At 67.2% G+C, this 21880-nt stretch carries 18 protein-coding genes; 7 read left to right on the forward strand and 11 right to left on the reverse strand.

Features of this window, described 5'->3' with window-relative positions; all coding sequences use genetic code 11:
- Window positions 1-64 precede the first annotated feature (64 nt).
- Complete coding sequence (locus KF833_00215) at window positions 65-4003, forward strand: tetratricopeptide repeat protein (GenBank protein ID MBX3743708.1); 3939 nt, start codon at window positions 65-67, stop codon at window positions 4001-4003.
- Entirely contained in the window at window positions 4000-5418 is a 1419-nt protein-coding gene (locus KF833_00220) for a metallophosphoesterase (GenBank protein ID MBX3743709.1), read from the forward strand. The genes KF833_00215 and KF833_00220 overlap by 4 nt, the downstream gene beginning before the upstream one ends.
- A 237-nt stretch (window positions 5419-5655) precedes the next feature.
- Here KF833_00220 and KF833_00225 read toward each other — a convergent pair whose 3' ends face one another.
- From KF833_00225 to KF833_00255, 7 genes are all read right to left on the reverse strand, one after another.
- Window positions 5656-5907: a ferrous iron transport protein A gene (locus tag KF833_00225; protein ID MBX3743710.1), complete on the reverse strand. Its 252-nt coding sequence runs from the start codon at window positions 5905-5907 to the stop codon at window positions 5656-5658.
- The gene (locus KF833_00230; GenBank protein ID MBX3743711.1) at window positions 5904-6185 is read right to left on the reverse strand and encodes a ferrous iron transport protein A; all 282 of its coding nucleotides are present in this window, start codon (window positions 6183-6185) and stop codon (window positions 5904-5906) included. Before KF833_00230 ends, KF833_00225 begins: the two co-directional genes overlap by 4 nt.
- Before the next feature lie 8 nt (window positions 6186-6193).
- Entirely contained in the window at window positions 6194-7504 is a 1311-nt protein-coding gene (locus KF833_00235; protein MBX3743712.1) for a tryptophan 7-halogenase, read from the reverse strand.
- 69 nt (window positions 7505-7573) lie between these two features.
- Window positions 7574-8146 carry a hypothetical protein gene (locus KF833_00240; protein ID MBX3743713.1) on the reverse strand — a complete coding sequence of 191 codons (573 nt, stop codon included), beginning with the start codon at window positions 8144-8146 and terminating at the stop codon, window positions 7574-7576.
- 48 nt (window positions 8147-8194) lie between these two features.
- Window positions 8195-9550, reverse strand: a complete 1356-nt coding sequence (locus KF833_00245) for a coproporphyrinogen III oxidase family protein (protein MBX3743714.1) — start codon at window positions 9548-9550, stop codon at window positions 8195-8197.
- 86 nt (window positions 9551-9636) lie between these two features.
- Entirely contained in the window at window positions 9637-9939 is a 303-nt protein-coding gene (locus tag KF833_00250) for a hypothetical protein (GenBank protein ID MBX3743715.1), read from the reverse strand.
- A 143-nt stretch (window positions 9940-10082) separates the two neighbouring features.
- On the reverse strand, window positions 10083-10247 hold the full coding sequence (locus KF833_00255) for a four helix bundle protein (protein MBX3743716.1): 165 nt from the start codon (window positions 10245-10247) through the stop codon (window positions 10083-10085).
- Between the two features lie 251 nt (window positions 10248-10498).
- Here KF833_00255 and KF833_00260 point away from each other — a divergent pair, with 251 nt between their 5' ends.
- Window positions 10499-12730: a serine/threonine protein kinase gene (locus KF833_00260; GenBank protein MBX3743717.1), complete on the forward strand. Its 2232-nt coding sequence runs from the start codon at window positions 10499-10501 to the stop codon at window positions 12728-12730.
- Window positions 12731-12758: 28 nt separating this feature from the next.
- Window positions 12759-13502: a sigma-70 family RNA polymerase sigma factor gene (locus KF833_00265; protein MBX3743718.1), complete on the forward strand. Its 744-nt coding sequence runs from the start codon at window positions 12759-12761 to the stop codon at window positions 13500-13502.
- 142 nt (window positions 13503-13644) lie between these two features.
- Here KF833_00265 and KF833_00270 read toward each other — a convergent pair whose 3' ends face one another.
- The 3 genes from KF833_00270 to KF833_00280 all read right to left on the reverse strand — a co-directional run bounded on the left by KF833_00270 (window position 13645) and on the right by KF833_00280 (window position 16246).
- Window positions 13645-14028: a hypothetical protein gene (locus tag KF833_00270; protein MBX3743719.1), complete on the reverse strand. Its 384-nt coding sequence runs from the start codon at window positions 14026-14028 to the stop codon at window positions 13645-13647.
- Between the two features lie 218 nt (window positions 14029-14246).
- Entirely contained in the window at window positions 14247-15230 is a 984-nt protein-coding gene (locus tag KF833_00275; protein ID MBX3743720.1) for an NAD-dependent epimerase/dehydratase family protein, read from the reverse strand.
- Window positions 15227-16246 (reverse strand): ketopantoate reductase family protein, encoded by a 1020-nt coding sequence (locus tag KF833_00280; protein ID MBX3743721.1) that lies wholly within the window; start codon window positions 16244-16246, stop codon window positions 15227-15229. Before KF833_00280 ends, KF833_00275 begins: the two co-directional genes overlap by 4 nt.
- Window positions 16247-16540: 294 nt before the next feature.
- Here KF833_00280 and htpG point away from each other — a divergent pair, with 294 nt between their 5' ends.
- The 3 genes from htpG (at window position 16541) to KF833_00295 (ending at window position 20804) form a co-directional block, all read left to right on the forward strand.
- Window positions 16541-18385 (forward strand): molecular chaperone HtpG, encoded by a 1845-nt coding sequence (htpG, locus tag KF833_00285; protein MBX3743722.1) that lies wholly within the window; start codon window positions 16541-16543, stop codon window positions 18383-18385.
- Between the two features lie 13 nt (window positions 18386-18398).
- On the forward strand, window positions 18399-19661 hold the full coding sequence (locus KF833_00290) for an SAM-dependent methyltransferase (protein MBX3743723.1): 1263 nt from the start codon (window positions 18399-18401) through the stop codon (window positions 19659-19661).
- Window positions 19662-19790: 129 nt separating this feature from the next.
- Window positions 19791-20804, forward strand: coding sequence for a hypothetical protein (locus KF833_00295; protein ID MBX3743724.1), 1014 nt, complete (start codon window positions 19791-19793; stop codon window positions 20802-20804).
- On the opposite strand, the gene KF833_00300 is transcribed toward KF833_00295, so the two are convergent.
- The gene (locus KF833_00300; protein MBX3743725.1) at window positions 20785-21582 is read right to left on the reverse strand and encodes a tetratricopeptide repeat protein; all 798 of its coding nucleotides are present in this window, start codon (window positions 21580-21582) and stop codon (window positions 20785-20787) included. The two genes, KF833_00295 and KF833_00300, sit on opposite strands and share 20 nt — an antisense overlap.
- Between the last annotated feature and the right edge of the window lie 298 nt (window positions 21583-21880).

Raw genomic sequence — 21880 nt, forward strand, 5'->3', positions numbered from 1 at the left:
CGACACCCTCCCCGCCGGATCGTAGGCAGCCTCCGCAACATCCCCCCGAACCCGGCCCCGCCCGATGCTGAAACCTCCCACCCCCCTCGATCTCGAACTTCGGTTCTCCGGCATCCGGCTCGAACCCGCCGCAGGGGGTGCGTTGCGCCCGGCCTTCGACGTGCACGTCGTGGACCATTCCCTGGCCAGTCCCGCCGGGATGTCGATGTCTCTCGCGCTCCCCAATGATGTCCCCCTGGGCGGCGACCTCTCCGGATCCTTCGAAGACGCACAGAAGCGTTTTGCCCAGAATGCATGGTCCGAAGGGGAAGCTCTGGCCTTCGGTCGCTGGCTCGCCAACTGGCTCTTTCCATCCCGCGAACCCGAGATCCGGCAAGCCTGGGAAAACCTCTGGCGCCGCTCCCAGCGCGAACTCCGTCCCCTTCGCCTGTTCCTCACCTTCCCGCCGGACCTCGACCTTTCCTTCGATCCCGCCTCCGTTCCCTTCGAACTCCTCGCCGTGGAGGGTGCCTTCGCGTTCCGCGCCGGCGGTTCGTCGGTCATCCGGACCTTCGCCGACCTCGAAGCCGAATCGTGGTCGTGGGAACCCGGCAAACGATTCGGAACGGTCTGGGCCAATACAGCCGCCTCCGCCGGCACCCTCCCCGACGATGTCTTCGAAGCCCACGTGGCGACCGTTCGCGACAGCGCGGCGGCCCTCGGCGGCACCGCCCTGGACCCGTGCCCCCGGGCTTCCCTCCCTGCCCTGCGCGCCTACTTCACCGACCATTGCCCCATCGACGTCGTGGTCTGTGTCGCCCACGGGCAGCCCGGAGGAGGAAGGGTCTGGCTTCATGACCACCCGAACCGCGATCACCCTCTCGATCCGGGGGAACCGGTCTCGGCCGGCGACTTCGCCGCGGAATTCCGATCCGCCCGGGTCCGCGTCGCCTTTCTCTGGATCTGCCACGGCGGCGAACGCAATCGCGAGCTCGACGGACTCGCGGCCCAATTGCTCAGGAACGGGCGCGTGGCCGCGGTGGTGGCGGCCCATGTTCCCGTGCACGCCGAGCGCAGCGTCACCCTCGCACGCGCCATCTTCCACGCCGCCGGCGCCACGGCCCGTTCCCTCGAAGAGGCCGTCAGCGACGCCCGGCGCAGCCTGCACTCCAGCGATCTTCAATGGGCGGCCCCCGTCTATTATGCACGGCCTCTCCGCGGCGAGAGCATCTCGTTCGAGCAGCGCCTTCGCCAATCCTTCGAGGAAATCCTCGAACGCGACAGGGACCAGGCCTTCGTCCTCGCCGCGCCAGACCTTGTCCCGTACTTCCGCGGACGAAACGAAGACCTCGCGGAACTGATCCGGCGAATGACCGCCCATCGCCTCGTCACTCTCACCGGCCTGCCCGGCATCGGCAAAAGCGAACTCGCCCGGGCCGCCGTCGCCCGCCTCGATTCCGACAAACTCCTCGTCCAACGGGCGGTCTGGATCTCGCTCCAAGCGATCTCCTCGGTGGACGCCATCGTCGCCCGCATCGCCTCCGAACTCTTCCCGGATGCCAGGGATCTGGAAGGACCCGCGGCCTTGTTCCGTGCCATGGGAAAGCTCCGGGTGCTCTGGGTCCTCGACAACGCCGAAGACCTCATTGCCGCCGACCGGCACGGCTTCCGTCAATTCCTTGCCCAGGCCTTCGCCGCAGTCCCCGGCCTTCGCTGCCTCCTCGCCAGCCGGCGGGAACTCGGCGACCTGGAAGGGGTGACCGAAAACCTTCTCGAAGTCGATGTCCTGCCGCCCGGTCATGCCCGCGAGGTCTTCCTGGCGATCGCCGGACCCAGGCTCAACCAGGACGAGGTCGAGTCCACCGACCTGCAGGATCTTCTGAGCCTCCTGGACGGGCATCCGCGCTCGATCGTCCTGGTGGCCGGCCAGGCGGGCAGGAGCTTTCCCATCGGGTCGCTGCGGCGGCGGGTTCGCGAGCGGCGCGTGGACGCGGTGGTGGCTTGCCAGATGCTGGGCGAGGCCCCCCCGGACACCCCCGACGAACGGCGTCTCCAACGCTCCCAGCGCCTCGTGGCCAGCCTTGAACTGGCCTATGAGGCACTCGCCGCCGCTTCCCCACAGGCGGCCAGCCTGTTCCGATGGCTCAGTGTGTTTCCTGCCGGACTCCCTTCGGCACTGGCTGTTCCCATCTTTGGGGACGAGGCGGAAGAGGCCGTCGCCTTGCTGCGCCGGCATAGCATGGTCCAGGTCCTGGGCGGCGACCGCCGCTTGCGCCTGCCGGCGCCACTTCGATGGTATGCCCATCGCCAGTGGCATGCCTCCCCGGACCCGGATCGCGACGGCCGTTTGATCGCTGCGACGAAGGTGTTCGCCGAATGGTTGCCGGGCCATTACATCGCGAATCTGGGACAGCCGGGCCGCACAGGGATCGCGCTCCGGACCGCGGCGGAGGATGGGCAGAATCTGGACGAATTGTTCGCCATCTTCGCTGAACTGTCCGCCGACGTCGCCCCATCGGCTTGGTCAGCCGCAGATCCGGCGATCGAGGCCTGGGCGGCGATCGAAGCATTCGCGGGTCGGGCCACGGCAGCCTTGGTGTTTGTTCACCGTTGGTCCGAAGAATCCGGCCGCTGCCTGCCCGGGACGCTCAAGGCGCTGGGCGATCTTCAGGTCCGCAGGGACCGGCTCGAGGACGCCGAGCAGTCCTACCGCGACGCCTTGCCCATCTATCGCCAGATCGAGTCCCGCCTCGGCGAGGCCAACACGCTTAGGGCGCTGGGCGATCTTCAGGTCCGCAGGGACCGACTCCAGGACGCCGAGCAGTCCTACCGCGACGCCTTGCCCATCTATCGCCAGATCGAGGACCGCCTCGGCGAGGCCAACACGCTTAGGGCGCTGGGCGATCTTCAGGTCCGCAGGGACCGGCTCCAGGACGCCGAGCAGTCCTACCGCGACGCCTTGCCCATCTATCGCCAGATCGAGGCCCGCCTCGGCGAGGCCAACACGCTCAAGGCGCTGGGCGATCTTCAGGTCCGCAGGGCCCGGCTCCAGGACGCCGAGCAGTCCTACCGCGACGCCTTGCCCATCTATCGCCAGATCGAGGCCCGCCTCGGCGAGGCCAACACCCTCCAGGCGCTGGGTGAACTTCAGGTCCGCAGGGCCCGACTCCAGGACGCCGAGCAGTCCTACCGCGACGCCTTGCCCATCTATCGCCAGATCGAGGCCCGCCTCGGCGAGGCCAACACGCTCAAGGCGCTGGGCGATCTTCAGGTCCGCACGGACCGGCTCCAGGACGCCGAGCAGTCCTACCGCGACGCCTTGCCCATCTTTCGCCAGATCGAGGACCGCCTCGGCGAGGCCAACACGCTCAAGGCGCTGGGCGAACTTCAGGTCCGCACGGACCGGCTCCAGGACGCCGAGCAGTCCTACCGCGACGCCTTGCCCATCTATCGCCAGATCGAGGCCCGCCTCGGCGAGGCCAACACGCTCCAAGGCATCGCCACACTGACTCTCCGCCAGGGTCTCTTCCGACCGGCCTTCAATCGCTATCGGCAGGCCTTGGACCTTCAGGCGGCCATCGACGATCGCCTCGGAATGGCGGGCAGCCTCGGCTACCTCGCTCGCGCAGCAGCGGCGGCAGGCGAGACCGATCGTGCGATCGTGCTCGGCGTCCGGACATGGAAGGCCCTCGCGGCCATCGAGGACGTGTTCGGCCAGGGGATTGCTCTTCATGACCTCGCGACCGTCTTCGCCAAACGGGATCCGGATTTGGCGTTTGCCGCCTTCTACCTCTCCTGGTCGAAATGGCAAAGCATCGGTGATCCAGCCGCCGGAAGGATGTCCACGATCCTCGCCCAGGCGCTCCCGGGGTTTGACCCTCAGCACCCGAATCCAGCCCTGGGCGCGTCCTGCGAGGTTTCGATCGCCCACGCCGCCGCCGCCAGCCAGCAGGCCCTCGACGATCTGGGCATCGATCCCCTGAGTCCGCTGGACGAGGCGACAGGAAACATTCAGACGGCATGATCCCCGAATACCAGCGCATCGTCGTCCTCAGCGACCTGCACCTGACCCCGGCGGAGCGGTTGGGCAATTTCAATTCGGGTCCGCAACTCGCCGAATTCACCCGGGTCCAGGCCGCGGCCACGCAGCCCGGCCAGGCGCTCGTGCTGGCCGGCGACATTGTCGATTTCCTGCTCATCGAGGATCGCCCACCCACCCTTCACCTGGCCACAGCGGCCCGTCTGGCAGGCCAGACCATGGCGCGCCTGCGCTCGGAGACCGATTGGATGAACCCGTGGCTCGATGCCTTGCGCCAATGGATCCAGCAGGGAGGGCACCTCGTCCTGCTGCCCGGCAATCACGATCTCGAATGGTTCCATCCGGATACCGACAAGGTCTGGCTTGATGCGCTGGGCGTCGCCGACGGATTCTCGATCTGGCGCGACGCGGAACCGTGGCAGGCGAGAGCGGGTGCCTGGGAGATCCTCGTCGGCCACGGCCATCGCGGTGACCCCCTGAACGATTGCGATCCACGAAGGATTCACGCCGCCCTGAATCAGGGCCAGGCATCCATCCCGCTTCCGCCCGGTTCCCAATTTGTCCTGACAACGCTGCATGCCTTCAAACGGGCAATGGATCCGGCGACCGGACGCAGAAGGTTTCCATTTCTCGACGCCCTCAAACCCGAGAGCGCAACGCTGGTACTGTTGTGGGCGCTCGATCCCCCGCTCTTCTTCCGCCATCTGCCCGCCGGGTTTCGCCTGAAGACCACGGAGATCCTGCGGACGCTGCTGCGCCGGCTGCAATCCGCCAGGGTGCTGGGCGCCATCCCGCCGGCCGCCACCTCTCCGCAACCCTCTCCTGCCGCGAGCGATTCCGACAACCTGGAGCTCGAACTCGCCATGGCCGATCTGATCGCGGACGGAATGCCCGAGGGGATGACCAAGGCGGTGCTCGAAGCCGAGATGGCCGCTCTCTTCCGTTCCGACGAACCTGCGCTTCATGGAACCTTGGCCGCCACCTCCTCCGCAGGAAGGATCAGCCGGGCCCGTCGCTGGATGCTCCGCGGCTGGCTGCGGCAGGTTTGCAGGAACGCCGGGGCCTTCTTCCATCCCACCGAACTGTCCGCCCCGGACCGCGCTGTGGTGGAGGCCTGGCTGCCGGAAGAACTCCCGCCGGAAACGCGGCGCGTCGTCGTCTGTGGTCACACCCACGCGGCACGATCCTGGTCGCGCGAAGGCAGACCGCACCACTACCTCAACTCCGGCACCTGGACGAACCTCGTCCACCTGCAAACCCCCGATGAATCGGATGCCTCCATCGACGCCCTGTGGAAATCCCTCGAAGGTGGCGAGCCTCCCCCCTGCCTGCGCCTGACCTGGGCGGAGATCTCAACGCAGGGACCCGCGTTGCAGACCTTAGCCGTATCCATGCAGTAAGGAGGAAAGCGATGGCGCCGCAGATTTTCGGGCAAGACGAGGAGTGAGCGAGGCGCGTATCGGAACCGAGATACGTAACGAGCGAACGACGAAGCTTTTGCCCGAAAAGATCAAGCCAGCGCCTCCGACCTTGCTGCATGGCTACGGCTTAGAAAGCGGGATGGGCCCGACACCTCCCAATGGCCCACCGTGGCCCGCCATTCCATCAGGGCATTGAACACGGTCGTCCTCTTCGATTCACGTCCCCCCGCCGGCCGGGCGGACGAGGATCCGGTCCGCCTCGTGCCGCCGCAGGGACAGGTGGTATCCCCGCACCTTGATCTCCACCGGATCCCCCAGCGGTGCGAAGCGCACCACGCTGATCCGGGTGCCCACGAGCACCCCCATCTCCATCAGGCGCGCCCGGTCCCCCGCCTCGATCCCGATCTCCATCACCCGCCCGTCCGTCCCCACGGGCAACGAACTCAACGGCTGCAACGCCTCGCTCATGGTCGTTCCTCCTTCCAAACCCCATCCACCCGCTCCACTTCAATCATCCCCGCCAGCTCCCGGCTGATCCCCAGCCGCACATTGCACACCAGGCAGATCACCTGCGTGTGCCGGGTCAGCAGCCGCACCCGTTGCCGCTCGCAAAACCCCAGCTCCCGCAGCCGGATCGCCACCTCCGGCGGCGCGGTTACGGCCCGCACGCGCACCGTTGAACCCGGTTCCGCCTGCGCCAGGGAACTCACGCCGTTCCCGGCCGAATCCTCCCTCGCGGTCTGCATCGCCCCTCTCAGGCCGCCGTCGCCACCGGTGCCCGCTCGCCCACCTCCCGGCCCTCCGACGGCTCCGGCCGATGCGGATCCCCCAACGACAACGCCTCCGGCACCTCGACAAACTCCGCAATGGCCGCCCACAACCGGGAGAAATCCTTGTTCACATCCCCGCTCAGGCAGTCCGTGATGTCCGCCGCCAGTTCCGGATACCGGTCGATCACCTGCTTGAACGAGAACTCCTTCTCATAAAACGCGTACACCAGCCGGCGCATGTTCTCGATCCCCTCCCGCATGGTCCGTGCATACGGGAGGAACCGATCCGCGGAAAGATCCCCCTCCGCCAGCGCCTCATGCACCGCATCCCCGACCGCCACCCCGCTTTTCAGCGCCAGCATCAGCCCCGATGAGAACACCGGGTCCAGAAAACAGAAGGCATCCCCCGCCAGCAGCAGCCCGTCCGTCCCGCAATGGCGCGAATGGAACGAGTACTCGCTGGTCAGGTAATGCGGCCCCACCTGCCGTCCCGGGGCCAGGTGCCGCTCGATCCATTTGTTCTCCCCGATCTCCCGCTCGAAGATCGCCCGCGGATCCTTCACCCCGCCCCGCGTCAGGTACCGCCCCTCCGCCACCACCCCCACGCTCACCCGGTTCTCGTGCTGCGGAATGTACCAGAACCACCCCTTCTCCGGCACAAACGCCACCGTGGTCGCCCCCGCGTCGATCCCCTCGTCCCGCGCCGCCCCCTCGTAATAGGTCCACACCGCCACCTTGTTCAGCTTCGGATCCTTCACCCGCCAGCCCTGACGCACCGCGCTGAACGCCTCCTTGCCCGTGCAGTCGATCGTCATCGGCGCCCTCAACTCCCGTTCCTCACCCGTCCCGTCCTTCACCCGCACCCCCGCCACCCGCCCCCCCTCGCGCAGCAACGCCTTCACCTCGACCCCTTCCCACACCTCGGCACCCCGCGACCGCGCATGTTCCATCAGGGTCTGGTCGAATTCGGACCGCACCACCTGCCAGGTCTGAGCCACCTCCGTCCCGTACCGCGTGAAGAAGTAAAACGGCTGGGAAGCGCTCCCGTTCGGCTGCACGAACTGGACACTGAACTTTCGCACAAACGCCGACCGCTCCATCCGCTCGATCAATCCCAACCGCCGCATCGGCAGATTGGTGAACGGAATCATCGATTCGCCGATGTGATACCTCGGAAACCGTTCCCGCTCGAGCACCAGCACCCGGTGCCCGTGCCCGGCCAGGATCGTCGCCGCCGCGCTGCCCGACGGGCCGGCCCCCACAATCAGCACGTCCCATTCTCGCTCAGTGTTCATGCTCATAATTCAGCGTCTCCAGCCATGACCGCGCTCGCTCCCCCTGCAAGCCCCCCTTCCCACCCTTTCTCAAGGCGGCAGAATCTCCACCACCTCCGACATCGTCCTCCCCTCCGGATCGCGCAGCGTGTTGCGCCGGCCATACAGCATCCGTGCCCCGCTCAATCCGAACGCCCGGTTCATCAAGGCGTCGCTCTCCACCCGGAAGAACGCGCCCGGCCTTCCCCAATGCGCCACCTCGTGCGCCTTCAGCAGGTGTCCCAGCGGCAATTGCTCCTCCAGGACCAACCGCCGGACCAGGCTCGGAAGCCGGTCCAGTTCAATCCGGTTCGCCCCGAATTCGACCGCCCGGCCATCGGTGTCCAGCCGCAGGATCACCTCCCGGAAATACACCGCCCCCTGACGCTCCCGCCCCAGCACCTCGATATGGATGTCCCCCCCGTAGTGCCCCTCCAGCGTCGGCGTCATGTCCCGGTCATGCACCAGCAGACCCCGGTACGGTTCCGGAACCGACGTTCCCGGGATCACCTCGAACCGTGGCAACACCACCCCCGAGCGCTCGTAGAACGAATTCAGCGGGAAGATCGCCCCGACGTCGGCCGCCTGCCGTCCCGCCCCGTCGCACTCCTCCACGCGCTTCATGCCTCCGGATTCCTGGCTCGGGTTCGACCTCATCCCGTCCCGCCCGCGTCACGCATAACGACCTGTCCGGTGCTCCTCGAGAAAGAACTCGTGCAGCAACCGGTCCACCTGCAGCAACCCCGCCCGCGTGATCCCCAACCGATCCCCCTCCCCCCGGACCAGGTACCCCCAGGACTCCAGCGTCGCCAGGGGCGCCGCAAACCGGACCCTCGGATCCTCCCCGAACTTCTCCGTGAAATATCCCGCGCTCACATTCCCCAGCTTCAGTTGCAGGATGAACTCCCGGATATACCGCTCGTCGTCACCCGGCGTCAGGGCCCGGTACACCGGGAACTCCCCCGCCGCCACCCGGTCCAGGTAAGGCTGGAAATCATGCACGTTCTGGTAGTGCGTCCCGTTGATGTGCCCGAAACTCGCCACCCCGACCGACAGCAGATCCGCCCCCCGCCACAACTCGTCCCGATACACGAACCGCGTCCGCTCCTTGTCCTTCACCGCCGTGTACGCGCTCCCCACCGTGTATCCCGCCCGCTCCAGTTCCCCGAAGGCGTAATCCACCCAGCGCCGCTTCGTCTCCCAATCCGCCACCGGCGCCGTCAGCTTCCCCTCCGCCTTCATCTGCCGGTAGATGCCGGTGTTGTACGGCACCTCCATCTGGTAGATCGTCACCGAGTCCGGCCCCAGTTCCAACGTCTTCGCCACCGCCATCCGCCACTTCTCCTCCGTCTCCTCCACCATCCCCGCAATCAGATCGATGTTGATCTGCGGAAACCCGATCTCCCGCGCAAACCCATACGCCCGCTCGATCTCCTTCGACCGGTGCGCCCGCCCGTTGATCTCCAGAATCCGGTCGTCGAAATGCTCGATCCCCAGGCTCAACCGCGTCACCCCCATCTCCCGGATCGCCCTCAACTTGTGGTCCGTCAGCGTCCCCGGCTCGCACTCGAACGCCACCTCCTCCACCTCGTCCCACGGCAGACTCCGCCGCATCCCCTCCATCAACGAACGCAACTGCGCCTCCGACAGGTAACTCGGCGTCCCGCCCCCGAAATACACGAACCGCGGACGCCTCCCCCCCACGAACGGCTTCGCCGCATACGCCTCCAACTCCTTCAACAACGCCTCCAGATAACCCCGGATCTCCTGCGAATCCTTGTCGGTATAAACCTTGAAATAGCAGAAATGACACCGCTTCCGGCAAAATGGGATGTGCACATACACCCCCAGCGGCCGGTCCGCCGCCGGCGGACGCTCCAACGCCGCGTGAAACTCCGGCACCGCCTCCGGCTTCCAGAACGCAAACGGCGGATAGTTTGACACGAAGTAGTTCCCGGCTGTGGTCTCCTTCTGAATCGGAGGGAGCGCGCTGCCAGCAGGACGAGGGGCGACGGTGATGCTGCTCATGATGCCTTGCCCGGGCGCCACCGACCCCCGGCCGCGCACCGACCCGCCGAATGTGCCCGGCCCGATCCCAACCGCAACCGCAAATGCTACCTGTACGTATTAAATCGCCTCCTCCTCCCCCGGTCCCCCAACGCCCATCCCCTCCCCATCCCCTCCCCATCCCCCATCTCAACCCCCTCCCCGCCCTCATCGCCGGAGCGAACCTCCGAACACCGGATGTTCGACATCGACACCACAAACCGCCGTCCGCCCGCCCCCACCATCCGTTGCGCCGGCAGAAACCCCAGCACCGTCACCTGCTGCCCCGCCCGCAATCCCCGCGGCAGCGGATACCGCTCCCGCTCGCAGACCCACACCGGATCCCCCAACCGACAGAATATCGTTTCCATGCCCCCATCCTCCCACACCCCATGGGACATCCGCGGTCCCACCCCTCCGCCCTCCGGCGCATCCCGGAATTGCAGGTGACGAGGCAGCCAATCGGAGGGACGAGCTCCGCGAGTCATCACCGCCACATGATGGGCGCTGCGAACTATGCCGGTCTCCCTTCGCGTCTTGGCGTCTCCGCGTATGATCCGCCTATTCCTGAACTCCATTTGAACTCGGCATCGGATCGTGCCCGCGACGCCTCCCAATAATTCGCCGCCACAGAAGTCCCAGACCGGAGCCATTGCCTCCCGATCACCACCACCTCCACCCGCTCTACAGCAGCTCCCTGAACAACCGGATCACCCCCCCTGCAAACCCTTTCGTCCGAGCCCGCAGGTCGCTCTTCCTCCCCTCATAACTGTCCTCCAACTCCATCCTCTCCCACAGGTCTCCGGTCTCAGGTTTCCGGTCTCAGGTCTCAGGTTTCAGGTTTCAGGCCTCAGGCCTCATCCTTCAGTTTTTCCCGTAACGCCCTCCGAAAAATGCTTCTGAGGCCCGGCAGGAAGCTCAATCCTGTCCATGAACACACCCGTGAATCCGAACCGGCCCTGCCCCACCTGCGGCCAGCCCGTCCCCGCCGCCGCCCCGGCCGGCCTCTGTCCCCGCTGCCTCCTCGCCGGTGGCGCCGAACCCCCCTCCGCCTCCAGGTCCCAGCCCTCAGGCCTCAGGCCTCAGCCTTCAGGTTTCAGGTCCCAGCCTTCAGGTTTCAGGTTTCACCTCGAAGAAATTGCCGCCCTCTTTCCCAACCTCGAAATCCTCCGTCCACTCGGTGCCGGCGGCATGGGCGCGGTCTATCAGGCCCGCCAACCCGCCCTCGACCGCCTGGTGGCCCTCAAGATCCTCCCCCGCGGTGGCCCCGACGCCCCCCAATTCACGGAGCGCTTCAATCGGGAAGCCCGCGCCCTCGCCCGCCTCAGCCATCCCCACATCGTCGCCGTTCACGAGTTCGGCCAGACCCAGGGCCTCCACTACTTCATCATGGAGTACGTCGATGGCACCAACCTCCGCCAACTGCAGCAGGCCGGCCGCCTTTCCCCCCGCGAAGCCCTTCAGATCGTCCCCCAGATCTGCGACGCCCTCCAGTACGCCCATGACGAAGGCGTCGTCCACCGCGACATCAAACCCGAGAACATCCTCGTGGACCGCCGCGGCCGCGTGAAGATCGCCGACTTCGGTCTCGCCCGGATTCTCGACACCGACACCTCGGCAGCCCGCCTCACGGCCGACGGACAGGTGATGGGCACGCCCCATTACATGGCCCCTGAGCAGGTCGAACGCCCCCTCACCGTCGATCATCGCGCCGACATCTACTCCCTCGGCGTGGTGTTCTACGAAATGCTGACCGGTGACCTGCCCCTCGGGAAATTCCCGCCCCCGTCCCGCAAGGTCGAAGTCGATGTCCGCCTCGACGAAATCGTCCTCCGCACCCTCGAAAACGATCCGGAACGCCGCTACCAGCGCGCCGGCGAGGTCAAGACCCAGCTCTCCACCATGGCCGGCACACCCAGCCCCGGCGCAGGTTCCCACGCCAGTGCCCCCCCGGCCGCCGAATCGCCCGGTCCATCCTCACCCACCCCGCCTCGGACACTCCACTGGGCCGGAATCCCCGTGGTGATCGAGCGGGACGGCGAACGGGAAGTCTCCTTTTCCGGCGCGCTCACCGCCCTCGCCACAGCCCTCGGGGCAAGCGCCGTCGCGCTCGCCGCCATTCACCTCGCGACCGGCGTTCCCCACACGATGCCGCGCACCGCCGCCTTGCTCGCTGTCGCAACCATCGTCCTTGGAATCCGACACACCCTCCGCCGGCCCGATCCCCCAACCGTCCTCACCGCTCAGGGCACCCGGATCCTGCCCCCCGAACGACCCGCCCTGTCCGCCCGCAATCTCGCCGGTTGGGCCGCACTCGCGCTGGCCATCGTCGGTCTCCACTTCCTCAAGCGCGATGTCATCAATCCTCTCCTTCAACGGAACTCGCCCAATACCGTTCGAGAGGTTCCCGCCCACGCCGACCCCGCCCGGGGAACCCATGTCGCCCCGGTCCCCGGTGGCGGCACCGTCGAACTCCTCGCCATTGGCGAAGGCGGTTCCTCCGACGACCGCTGGTGGAGCCTCCAAGGCACGCCCCTCGAAAACCAGCACTTCGTCCTCTCCCCCGCCGGCACCGTCTTCACGGAATTCGAAGCCCGCACCCGCCAGTTCGTCCTGCGCCTCATGGACCTCCCCCAGGGGGCGTCCGGAACCCGTTTCACCTTCGATCCTCCCGCCCCCCACTCCGGCGGTGGAACCGTCTTCGGACCCGAAGGCCCCATCGACGGCGCCTGGCCGCTGGTCGCCGCCTTTCCCCCTTCGCTACGGTCCACCACGCTCCGCGTCGGACTCGATTTCGGCCCCTGGAACACCATCACCACCCACCTCCCCGAAGAACGTTCCAGCACCCAGTTCCGGCACCCCGGCCATCCCCGCTGGACCGCCGCCGTCCACCGCGCCACCGAGTCGAACGGTTCCGCCCAGATCACCGTGCTCCTGGCGACCGACGATCAACGCTGGAAAACCCGCGTCGTCGCCCTCGATCATGAGGGAACCCCCCATCCCTACACCGACGGCGACGGCACCCCCGCCACCGATGGTGAAGTCTGGACCTTCGCCTTTCGCGATCTGCCGCTGGCCCGCATCCGCGAATTCCAGGTCCAGGTGCGACCCATCCACTGGTTCCGCTTCGAGAACATCCGGCTGGATCCCGTCCGCCCCTGATCCGCCCCGCTCTCCGACGCCCCCTCCCATGAACGATTCCGCTCAAGACGCCCGCCCGCGGGCCGACTGCTTCGCCACCACCCGCTGGACCCTGGTGCTCTCCGCCGGCCGGAAATCCTCCCCCCAGTCCGACCAGGCCCTGGCCGAACTGTGCAGCGCCTACTGGTACCCCCTCTACGCCTATGTCCGACGCCAGGGCCGTTCCCGCGAGGACGCCGAAGATCTCGTCCAGGCGTTCTTCGCCCGCTTCCTCGAACGGAACGACCTCGATGGACTCGACGCCCAACGCGGACGTTTCCGGGCCTTTCTCCTCGCCTCCCTCAAGCATTTCCTCGCCAACGAATGGGACCGCTCCCAGCGCCAGAAACGCGGCGGCGGCATCCCCCATCTCTCCCTCGACTGGCAGGATGCCGAAGGTCGCTACCATCTCGAACCGCCCGACCCCACCCCGCCCGAACCCCTCTTCGACCGCGCCTGGGCCCTCGCCCTACTCCAGCGCGTCGTGAACCGCCTCGAAGCCGAATGCGCCTCCGAAGACAGGGATCGCCTCTTCCAGCACGCCAAGGGCTTCCTCACCTTCGGCGCCGAAGGCCGGACCTACGCCGAAGCCGCCCGGGAACTCGGCCTCGACGAAGGCGCCCTCCGCGTCGCCGTCCATCGCCTCCGCCGCCGGTACCGCGATCTGCTCCGGGATGAAATCGCCCAAACCCTCGCCGACCCGGCCCTCGTGGACGAGGAACTCCGCTCCCTCCAGCTCGCCCTCAGCAGTTAGCACGACACCGGGATCCGATCCGCCCGCTGGACACCGGCATCCTGACGCTGCCGTGGGGCTGGATGGTGCCAGCCGATTGATGCACCGGCTGCAATTTCCTCCGCTGGGGCCTTTGGACGACGTCGTTGTTGGCGAGGTCCCATCAACGCCGCATCGGCTGCACACTGCCATCCCCCAGTGCCACCACAGTGCTGCCGTCCGGAAGTACCACCTTGGCCAGGACCTCACCCGGCTGGGTCTCATCGACATGGATGCGCAATGTCACCTCCATCCCCAGCAGATCCCCCGCGTCCGACTCCGAAAGGAAGCCCCTTCGGATCAATTCGGACAGCGTCACCTCGGCGGGAACCTCCTGTCCTTCCTGGCGCATCGATTCGCCGTAAGCTTTCACGGCCTCCATCCACCGGACGGCGTGGAGGGTTCCCGACTCACGGCCGGTCCCCACGGCCATCCCTACCACCACCAAAGCCAGTGCGATCACCCCCATCCCAACCCCACCCAATACATATCTCGTCTTGGTGCTCATAAGTCCTGGAACACGGATAGCACCACCCATTCCAGCCGAATCCACCCCGTGCATCCCCCGCAAGAGCCTTCCCTCTCGGCCATTCAGCACCCCCTCTCGCGTCAACGTCGCGCACCCCGCGTCACCTCCACGCCCCCAGCCCTCAGGCTTCAGGCTTCAGGCTTCAGGCTTCAGGCTTCAGGCTTCAGGTTCAGGTTTCCGGTCTCAGGTTTCAGCCCTCAAACCCACCCCAACTGCCGATACCAGGCCACCGCGTCCCGCGCCGACTCCCGGATCGGACGCGGCTCCAACCCGAGTTCGGCCAGGCTGGCCGAGGGATCGAACTGCATGCAGCGCCGCGTCAGGCGTACCCCCGTCACCGTTGCCATCGGCATTTTTCCCGTCACCTGGTTCGCCCACCACTCGCTGCCCCACGCCGCCATCAGCGCCACCGCGTAGGGAACCTTCCACTTGGGGAGCGAACGACCCACCTCCTCCCCGAGAATTCGCAGCCAGTCGGTCAACCGGTAATTCTCGCCACCGAGCAGATACCGGATCCCGGTCCGACCCCGATCCATCGCCAGGATCATCCCCCGCGCCACGTCGCGCGCATCGACCAGGTTGAAGCGGCATTCCAGGTAGGCCGGAAGTTCCCCCCGGCAGAACGCCACACTCATCCGGGTCGGCGGCGTCTGATGCCGGTCGCCCGGCCCCACCGGAAGCGTCGGACTCACCACCACCACCGGCGCCCCCTCGGCTGCCAGCCGGAACGCCGCCTCCTCTGCGCGATACTTGCTCCGGCAGTACGGCCCCAGCATGTCCTTCTCCCGGAACCGGACCGTCTCGACCGGACCGCCCTCGAATTCAGGCGACGTCAGAATGCTCTCCGTGCTGGTGTGCAGGACCCGTCGCGCCCCGTTCTCCAGCGCCGCCCGCATCACCTGCACCGCGCCCACATGGTTCACCGCCTCAAACCCGTCTCGCTCCCGCCGCCACAGGTTCGGATCCGCGGCCAGGTGATACACGTACTCGCAACCCCGCGTCGCCTCCCGCACCGATCGCTCGTCGCGAATGTCACCCCGGACCAGTTCAATCCGGTCCAGCGGCAGGTGATCCACGGGAGCCCGGTGCCGTTCCAGAACCCGCACCGGCCGGCCCGCTTCCACCAACTGCCCCACCAGATGCGATCCAATGAACCCCGCCCCGCCCGTGACCAGATTCATCCGCCGCCCCCCCCACGCCACAACGCCTCCACCGCCAGCAACCGCTCCCGCGCCGGACGCAACCGCTCCCGAATGATGGTCTCCACCACGCTCAAGACGGCGCGATTCAGCGGACACGGAAAGTCCCCAGCAAGCCGAATGAGATGCCCGTTGTACGCCTGAACCTCCGTCTGCTCCCCGGCCATGTCCGGCGCCATCGAGCAATACGTCCCCCGCAACGAAGGCCGGAAAAAATGCCCCATCAGCTCCGGCAACCCCGGCGTCCCCAGGATCCGGGAAACGGTGTCCGGGTGAAATGGCCCGATCCGCGCCAGCGGAATCCGGGCGTGTTTGAGAATCCCGTAGTTCTCCCGCAGCAACGCAAAAAACAACCGCCGCGCCAGCCGGTCCCTCAGCAGTTCCCCGTTGTCCACCCCCGCCGCCGCCGCCAGCGGTGAAACGGCTGCGTTATACATCAGCTTGGTCGCCTTGTACGGCCGGATATCCTCCACCCACTCCACCCGGAACAGCTCCCCGGCCTCCAGCACCTCCGCCAGTTCCATCAGGTCCGCCCGCTCCTCTCCGGTCATCCCCCGGCGCGGCCCCAAATGGAGGCTCCCCGCCCGCGTGATCCGTGTGACCGGACGGTCCCGCTCGCACTCGGAGACAAACGACGCAATCCCCTCCCCCGCATGTCCCCACCGATCCAGCTCAGGATCGAACCCGTTCTGCACCGGCACCAGGCGCATCCCGTCCCCCAGCCGCGCCAGCACCGCCGCATTGTCGTAGGTCTTCGTGCACAGCAGCGTCACCACCTCGTCCGAAGGCTCCCAATGCTCGAACCGGATAATCTCGATCTGCGCCGCCGGCCTCCCCACCACCTCGATGCCCGCCGACCGCCCGGCCGCCACCTTCTCGAGAAGCGCCTCCACCATCAGCACCTCGCAACCCGCCCGCGCCAGCGACCAGCCCAGAGCCACCCCAATGCCCCCCGCACCCAGAACGTGAATCGGTCGTTTCAAGCAGTTGTCCGCCACCCTCGGCGCGGCGGCGCGCACGCTAGGCCCCGTGACACAACCCTGACAAGTTCGTTATCGGTGCATCCCGGAGTTCTGGGTGAGGAGGCCGTAAATCGCAGGCAGCGAAGCGGGGGATGTATTCGGAGGGCCGAGTTCCACGAGGCCGCAAGGGAGTGGTGCATTGGATTGAGGACTCGCGGAGCTCGTCCCTCCGATTCATCGCCTCCGAAGCGTTGCCTCCTCACCCATAACCCAGGAATGCACCACCCCAAGACTTGACCGCCGAACGCCGTTTCCGTAGGTCCATCGCCCATGAGTCAGAGCGAGCATCATACGTTCCAGGCCGAAATCCAGCGGGTCCTCGACATCGTCATTCATTCCCTCTACACCGACCGCGAGATCTTCCTCCGGGAATTGCTGTCCAATGCGTCGGACGCCCTCGAAAAAATCCGCTTCCTTCAAACCTCCGGGCAGGTCGTGCATGAACCGGAACGGCCCCTCGAAATCCATCTCACCACCGACGACCAGGCCCGGACCCTGACCATCGCCGACGCCGGGGTGGGCATGACCCGGGACGAACTGGTCGAAAACCTCGGCACCATCGCCCATTCGGGTTCGAAGGCGTTCTTCCAGAAGCTGGCCGAGGCCAGGGAGAAGCCCGCCCTCAACCTCATCGGCCAGTTCGGCGTCGGCTTCTACTCGGCGTTCATGGTGGCGTCGAAGGTCGAGGTCCTGACCCGCGGCCATGCCCCCGACGCCTCCGGCTGGCGCTGGGTCTCGGACGGAGCAGGCGGTTACGATATCGAACCGGCCGGGGAACTGCCCCGCGGCACCCGCGTGGTCCTCCACCTCAAGGAGGACGCCAAGGAGTTCGCCGAAAACTGGCAGGTCCAGCGCACCATCAAGCGCTACTCCAACTTCGTCCCCTTCCCCATCAAGCTGAACGACAGCCCCATCAACACCGTTCAAGCCCTCTGGGCGCGCCCGAAATCGGAGATCAAGGAGGAGGAGTACAAGGAGTTCTACGAGTTCATCGGGCACGACCCCGAACCGCCCCTCGCACGACTGCACTTCAACGCCGACGCCCCCCTCGCCATCCAGGCCCTCCTGTTCATCCCCGGCCGCAACCTCGAAACCATGGGCCTCGGCAAGTCGGAGTCCGAGGTCAACCTCCATTGCCGCAAGGTCCTCATCCAGGCCAAGGCCAAGGACCTCTTCCCCGACTGGCTCCGGTTCCTCAAGGGCGTGGTCGATTCCGACGATCTGCCCCTCAACATCTCCCGCGAGACCATGCAGGACAGCGCCCTGCTCCGGAAACTCAACCGCGTCCTCACCGCGCGCTTCCTCAAGTTCCTCGCCGAACTCTCCGAAAAGGAGCCCGAAACCTTCGCCAAGGTCTATGCCGCCCACAGCCGCTTCCTCAAGGAGGGCGTCATCACCGACTTCGAACACCGCGAGGCCCTCGCCAAACTTCTCCGCTTCGAGTCCTCCTTCACCCCCGCCGGCCAGACCACCTCCCTCGGCGACTACGTGTCCCGCATGAAGGACGGCCAGCAGGAGATCTTCCACCTCAGCGCCCCCAACCGCGCCGCCGCCGAGGCCAGCCCCTACTTCGAGGCCTTCAAGGCCCTCGGCCATGAGGTCCTCTTCACCTTCGAACCCGTCGACGAATTCGTCTTCGAGCATCTCCACGAGTTCGGCGGCAAACCCCTCAAGTCCGCCGAGAAGGCCGACCTCAAACTCGATCCCCCAGCCGAGGGCGGCCTCGATGACGACACCGCCCGGCTCCTTGGCAACTTCGTCAAGGAATCCCTCGGCGACCGCGTCGGTGAGGTCCGCACCTCCCGCCGCCTGGTGGACAGCCCCGCGGTGGTCCTCGAAAGCGACGAGGGCATGACCTCCTCGATGCGGCGCCTGATGCGCGCCATGAAGCCCGAAGCCGATGCCCCCGCCGCCAGACTCGACTTCGAAATCAATCCCCGCCATCCCGTCATCGTCGGCCTCGAGTCGCTCCGCCACTCCAACGCCCCCCTCGCCGCCAAGGTCGCCGAGCAGTTGTTCGACAGCGCCCGCCTCGGTGCCGGCCTCCTCGAAGATCCCCAGGCCCTCCTCCAACGCATGAACGACCTGCTGGTCCAGGTGGTCGCCCCGCGTTGACCGGACCCGGATCGTGACGCCCCCCCCAGCGAACCCCGAAGCCGGCGGCCCATTGGCATCCGCATCGCCCGGGTCGCCGGCAGACCGCTTCCTCGACCGGGTCCGCGACGCCCTCGCGGAGGAGACCTTCGTCCGCCTGGTCCTCTCCCGCCCCGACCCGGCGCTCACCCCGCTGGTCCGGACCGAGGCGCGGCCCATTCAATTGAGGGGGGAGGCCGCGCTGTCGGTGACCCTTCGCGAACCGACCCGGGACAGCACCCGCAATTTCCCCCCCGACGCCTTCCCCGCGTGGGTGGCGGGGGAACTGGCGGGCCGCTTCCGGGCGGCCCTGCTCGAAACCACCCGCCGCGACTGGCAACTCTCGCTGGCACCCGGACGGCCCCCGCGCCTCGTCGCCCACAAGGCCCCGCCCCGCCCCGTGCCGCCCGCCACGCACGACCGCCCCCGGCACCGCTCCCTCGACACCACCGCAAACGACTGGCTCCACGCCCTCGGCCTGACCCATGCCGACGGCAGGGTCCTGCCCAGCCGCGCCGACAAACACCGCCAGATCCTCCGCTACACCGAGATCCTCGATCACCTGGTCCGCGATGCCGGCTGGCACGCCGGCGCTCCGCTGCGCGTCGCCGACATGGGCTGCGGCCGCGGCTACCTCACCTTCGCCGCCTGGCACCTGCTCCGACGTCAGCGCGCCTTCCCGGCAGAAGTGCTCGGCGTGGAAGCGCGTCCCGAACTCGTCCATGACGCCAACGCCACCGCCCGGCGCCTCGATCTCACCGGCCTTCAATTCATCGAGGGCGACATCGCCGGCGCCGTCCTTCCCCCTCTCGACATCCTGATCGCCCTCCACGCCTGCAACACCGCCACCGACGACGCGATCCGGCGCGGCATCGACCTTGGCGCCCGCCTCCTCATCGTCTCCCCCTGCTGCCATCGGGAACTCCGTCCCCAACTGGGCCGCCCCGAACCCCTCGCGCCCATCCTGCGCCACGGCATCATGGCCGAACGCTTCGCCGAATGGGCCACCGACGGATTGCGCGCCCTGTTCCTCGAATGGGCCGGGTACCGCGTGAAAGCCATCGAGTTCGTCGCCTCGGAACACACCCCGAAAAACCTCCTCCTTGCCGGTGTCCGCCAGTCCACCCCGTTCCAGGAACCCGCCCTCCGCCAGCAGATCCTTTCGCTCAAGACCTTCCTCGGAGTTCAGAACCACGCCCTCGATCCCCTGCTGGCTCGCGCGGAGGGATTTCGGGAGGATCCTGGGGAGGCCCCCTGATCCGAAAAAATCAAGCCAGCGCGCCCGACCTTGTTGCATGGCTACGGCGAAGCGTGGCGCCCTGAAAAGTCCTCCCCGGAAGAGAACTCCCGGACAATTCCCTCGGCGGATCCTCCTGACCCCCTGCCCATGACGACACCGGATCCCGCCCCCGACTGGGCCACCCTCGATCGCCTGCGCGAACGGTTCCTCTCCGGCACCGCCGGCCATCACGACTACTGGAGCAGTGACGCCGAACTGGCGGGTTACGACGCCACCTTCGCCCAGCGCATCGGTTGGAAATGGGCGTTCGTCCTCGACGACCTCGCCCGGCGCGGCTGGATCCCCCCCGGGGGCGACGTCCTGGATTGGGGCTGTGGCACCGGCATCGCCGGGCGGGTCTTCCTCGAACGGCACGGCACCGACCCGCAACGCGTGCTGTGGCTTCACGATCGATCCCCAGGAGCCCTCGAATACGCCTCGACCCGGGCCCGGACGCGCTTTCCCGGATTGACGGTCCGCACCAGCTCGAATCCTCCCGGCATGGCTGTCGCCCTGGTCAGTCATGTCCTCACCGAACTGACGTCCGGCCAGGTTGAGGCGCTGGTCGCGACGCTCACCCGGGCGGACGCCATCCTCTGGATCGAACCGGGCACGCCACCGGTCGCGCGCACGCTCGTCGCCGTTCGGGAACGCCTCACCCCCATGTTTCATCCGGTCGCGCCGTGCGTGCATGCCCGTCCCTGCGGGTTGCTGGCCCCCGGGCGGGAATCCGACTGGTGCCACCATTTTGCCACACCGCCGCCCGGGGTGTTCACCGACCCGTTCTGGGCCCGGTTCGGTCAACGACTCGGCATCGATCTGCGCAGTGTCCCGCTCAGCTATCTCGTTCTGGACCGCCGTCCGCCCCCTCCCCTGCCGCGCGGGGCCTGGCGCCTGCTCGGGCGCCCCGGATGGGACAAGGCCCATGCCCACGCCACCCGCTGCGATGGGGATGGCGTCCGCCAGCATACCTGGTCGAGGCGGGAGCATCCGGCTGCCTGGCGTGGCGTCCGCAAGGATCGCTGGGAATCCCTTCAGGACGCCGGGACGAACGGTGGCGCCGACGTTGTCGGAACGGAAACCACCGGGACCGGCCCGCCCCTCACCCCCCCCGCGGCCTGAATCCAGGGGGAAGATTCGAGGGCGGTTCCGGATCCGGAGGATGACCGCCGCCACCCTCCGGCGCTTCCGCCGATCCGGTCAACTCGATGCCGGAGGCTTCCAGACGATCGCGGGCCTTGGCCGCCGCCGGCGTTTCGGGGAACTCCGCCACCACCCGCTGCATCAGCGCCACGGCCTGCTGCGGCTTGTTCAGGCGGTTGTAAAGGTTCACCAGGTGAATCGCTGTCCAGGACTTCCGCTCCGGATCGAAGGTGCGCTGCAACACCTCCTCGTACTCCAGGGCCGCCGCCAGGGGATTGTTCAGATCCTTCTCGTAGATCTCCGCAATGCGGATCTGCCCGTGCACGGCCTGCGGCTTCTCCCTGATGAACTCCCGCAGCAACCGGATCGCCTCCAGATAATCGCCCTCGCCATACGCCTTCTCCACCTGCTCGTAGGTGCTCTCACCAATCTCCTCCCCCTCGTCATCGAACAACGCCTCCCCAGTCCGGTTCGCGGTGTACTGGGTGATGTCGTAGGCCGCCAACGCCCCCAACCCCACCACCGAAACCACCGCCAATAGTCCCCAGCCGATCATCCGACCCAACCCCCGTCCGGTCATCACCCCGGAACCCTCCATCGGCACCACCTCCCTCTCCGGCGTCACGGACGGCGCCACTGACGGCGTCCTTGGTGCCGGTTCGCCCATCCCACGCCACGCGTTGAAGAAGAGAATCCCGAACACCAGCGTCCCGAGTGCGGTGACGACATACAATCCAATCTTGACCTGGGGTTTCATCGGCTGACCCGGGCACCATCGCCGACCCGGCCCGGGGCATCAAACCGTTTCCCCGCCGGCCGGATGGAACAGTGCATCCCCAAGTTGTCGGTACCGAGCCAGCGAACCGGAGGGACGAGCTCCGCGAGTCCTCGTCCCAACGCTCCACACCGTTGCGGCCTCATGGAACTCGGCCCTCCGAAGCGCCGTTTGGCGGAGTTCGCACCTCTCCCCACAACTCCGGGATGCACCGCCCGGGCCCCGGTAGCGCCGCTACCGCTCGCCAGCAGCAGGGCCATTGTGACAACCTTGAAACCCG

This window comes from Verrucomicrobiia bacterium, assembly GCA_019634625.1.
Lineage (GTDB): Bacteria > Verrucomicrobiota > Verrucomicrobiia > Limisphaerales > CAIMTB01 > CAIMTB01.

Bases quoted from the DNA above. Each gene is read 5' to 3' on its own strand.
- KF833_00265 (MBX3743718.1), top strand. From the start codon at position 12,759: ATGAACGATTCCGCTCAAGACGCCCGCCCGCGGGCCGACTGCTTCGCC.
- KF833_00220 (MBX3743709.1), top strand. From the start codon at position 4,000: ATGATCCCCGAATACCAGCGCATCGTCGTCCTCAGCGACCTGCACCTG.
- KF833_00260 (MBX3743717.1), top strand. From the start codon at position 10,499: ATGAACACACCCGTGAATCCGAACCGGCCCTGCCCCACCTGCGGCCAG.
- KF833_00295 (MBX3743724.1), top strand. From the start codon at position 19,791: ATGACGACACCGGATCCCGCCCCCGACTGGGCCACCCTCGATCGCCTG.
- KF833_00230 (MBX3743711.1), bottom strand. From the start codon at position 6,185: ATGCAGACCGCGAGGGAGGATTCGGCCGGGAACGGCGTGAGTTCCCTG.
- KF833_00270 (MBX3743719.1), bottom strand. From the start codon at position 14,028: ATGAGCACCAAGACGAGATATGTATTGGGTGGGGTTGGGATGGGGGTG.
- KF833_00275 (MBX3743720.1), bottom strand. From the start codon at position 15,230: ATGAATCTGGTCACGGGCGGGGCGGGGTTCATTGGATCGCATCTGGTG.
- KF833_00240 (MBX3743713.1), bottom strand. From the start codon at position 8,146: ATGAAGCGCGTGGAGGAGTGCGACGGGGCGGGACGGCAGGCGGCCGAC.
- KF833_00215 (MBX3743708.1), top strand. From the start codon at position 65: ATGCTGAAACCTCCCACCCCCCTCGATCTCGAACTTCGGTTCTCCGGC.
- KF833_00245 (MBX3743714.1), bottom strand. From the start codon at position 9,550: ATGAGCAGCATCACCGTCGCCCCTCGTCCTGCTGGCAGCGCGCTCCCT.
- KF833_00235 (MBX3743712.1), bottom strand. From the start codon at position 7,504: ATGAACACTGAGCGAGAATGGGACGTGCTGATTGTGGGGGCCGGCCCG.
- KF833_00250 (MBX3743715.1), bottom strand. From the start codon at position 9,939: ATGGAAACGATATTCTGTCGGTTGGGGGATCCGGTGTGGGTCTGCGAG.
- KF833_00225 (MBX3743710.1), bottom strand. From the start codon at position 5,907: ATGAGCGAGGCGTTGCAGCCGTTGAGTTCGTTGCCCGTGGGGACGGAC.
- htpG (MBX3743722.1), top strand. From the start codon at position 16,541: ATGAGTCAGAGCGAGCATCATACGTTCCAGGCCGAAATCCAGCGGGTC.
- KF833_00300 (MBX3743725.1), bottom strand. From the start codon at position 21,582: ATGAAACCCCAGGTCAAGATTGGATTGTATGTCGTCACCGCACTCGGG.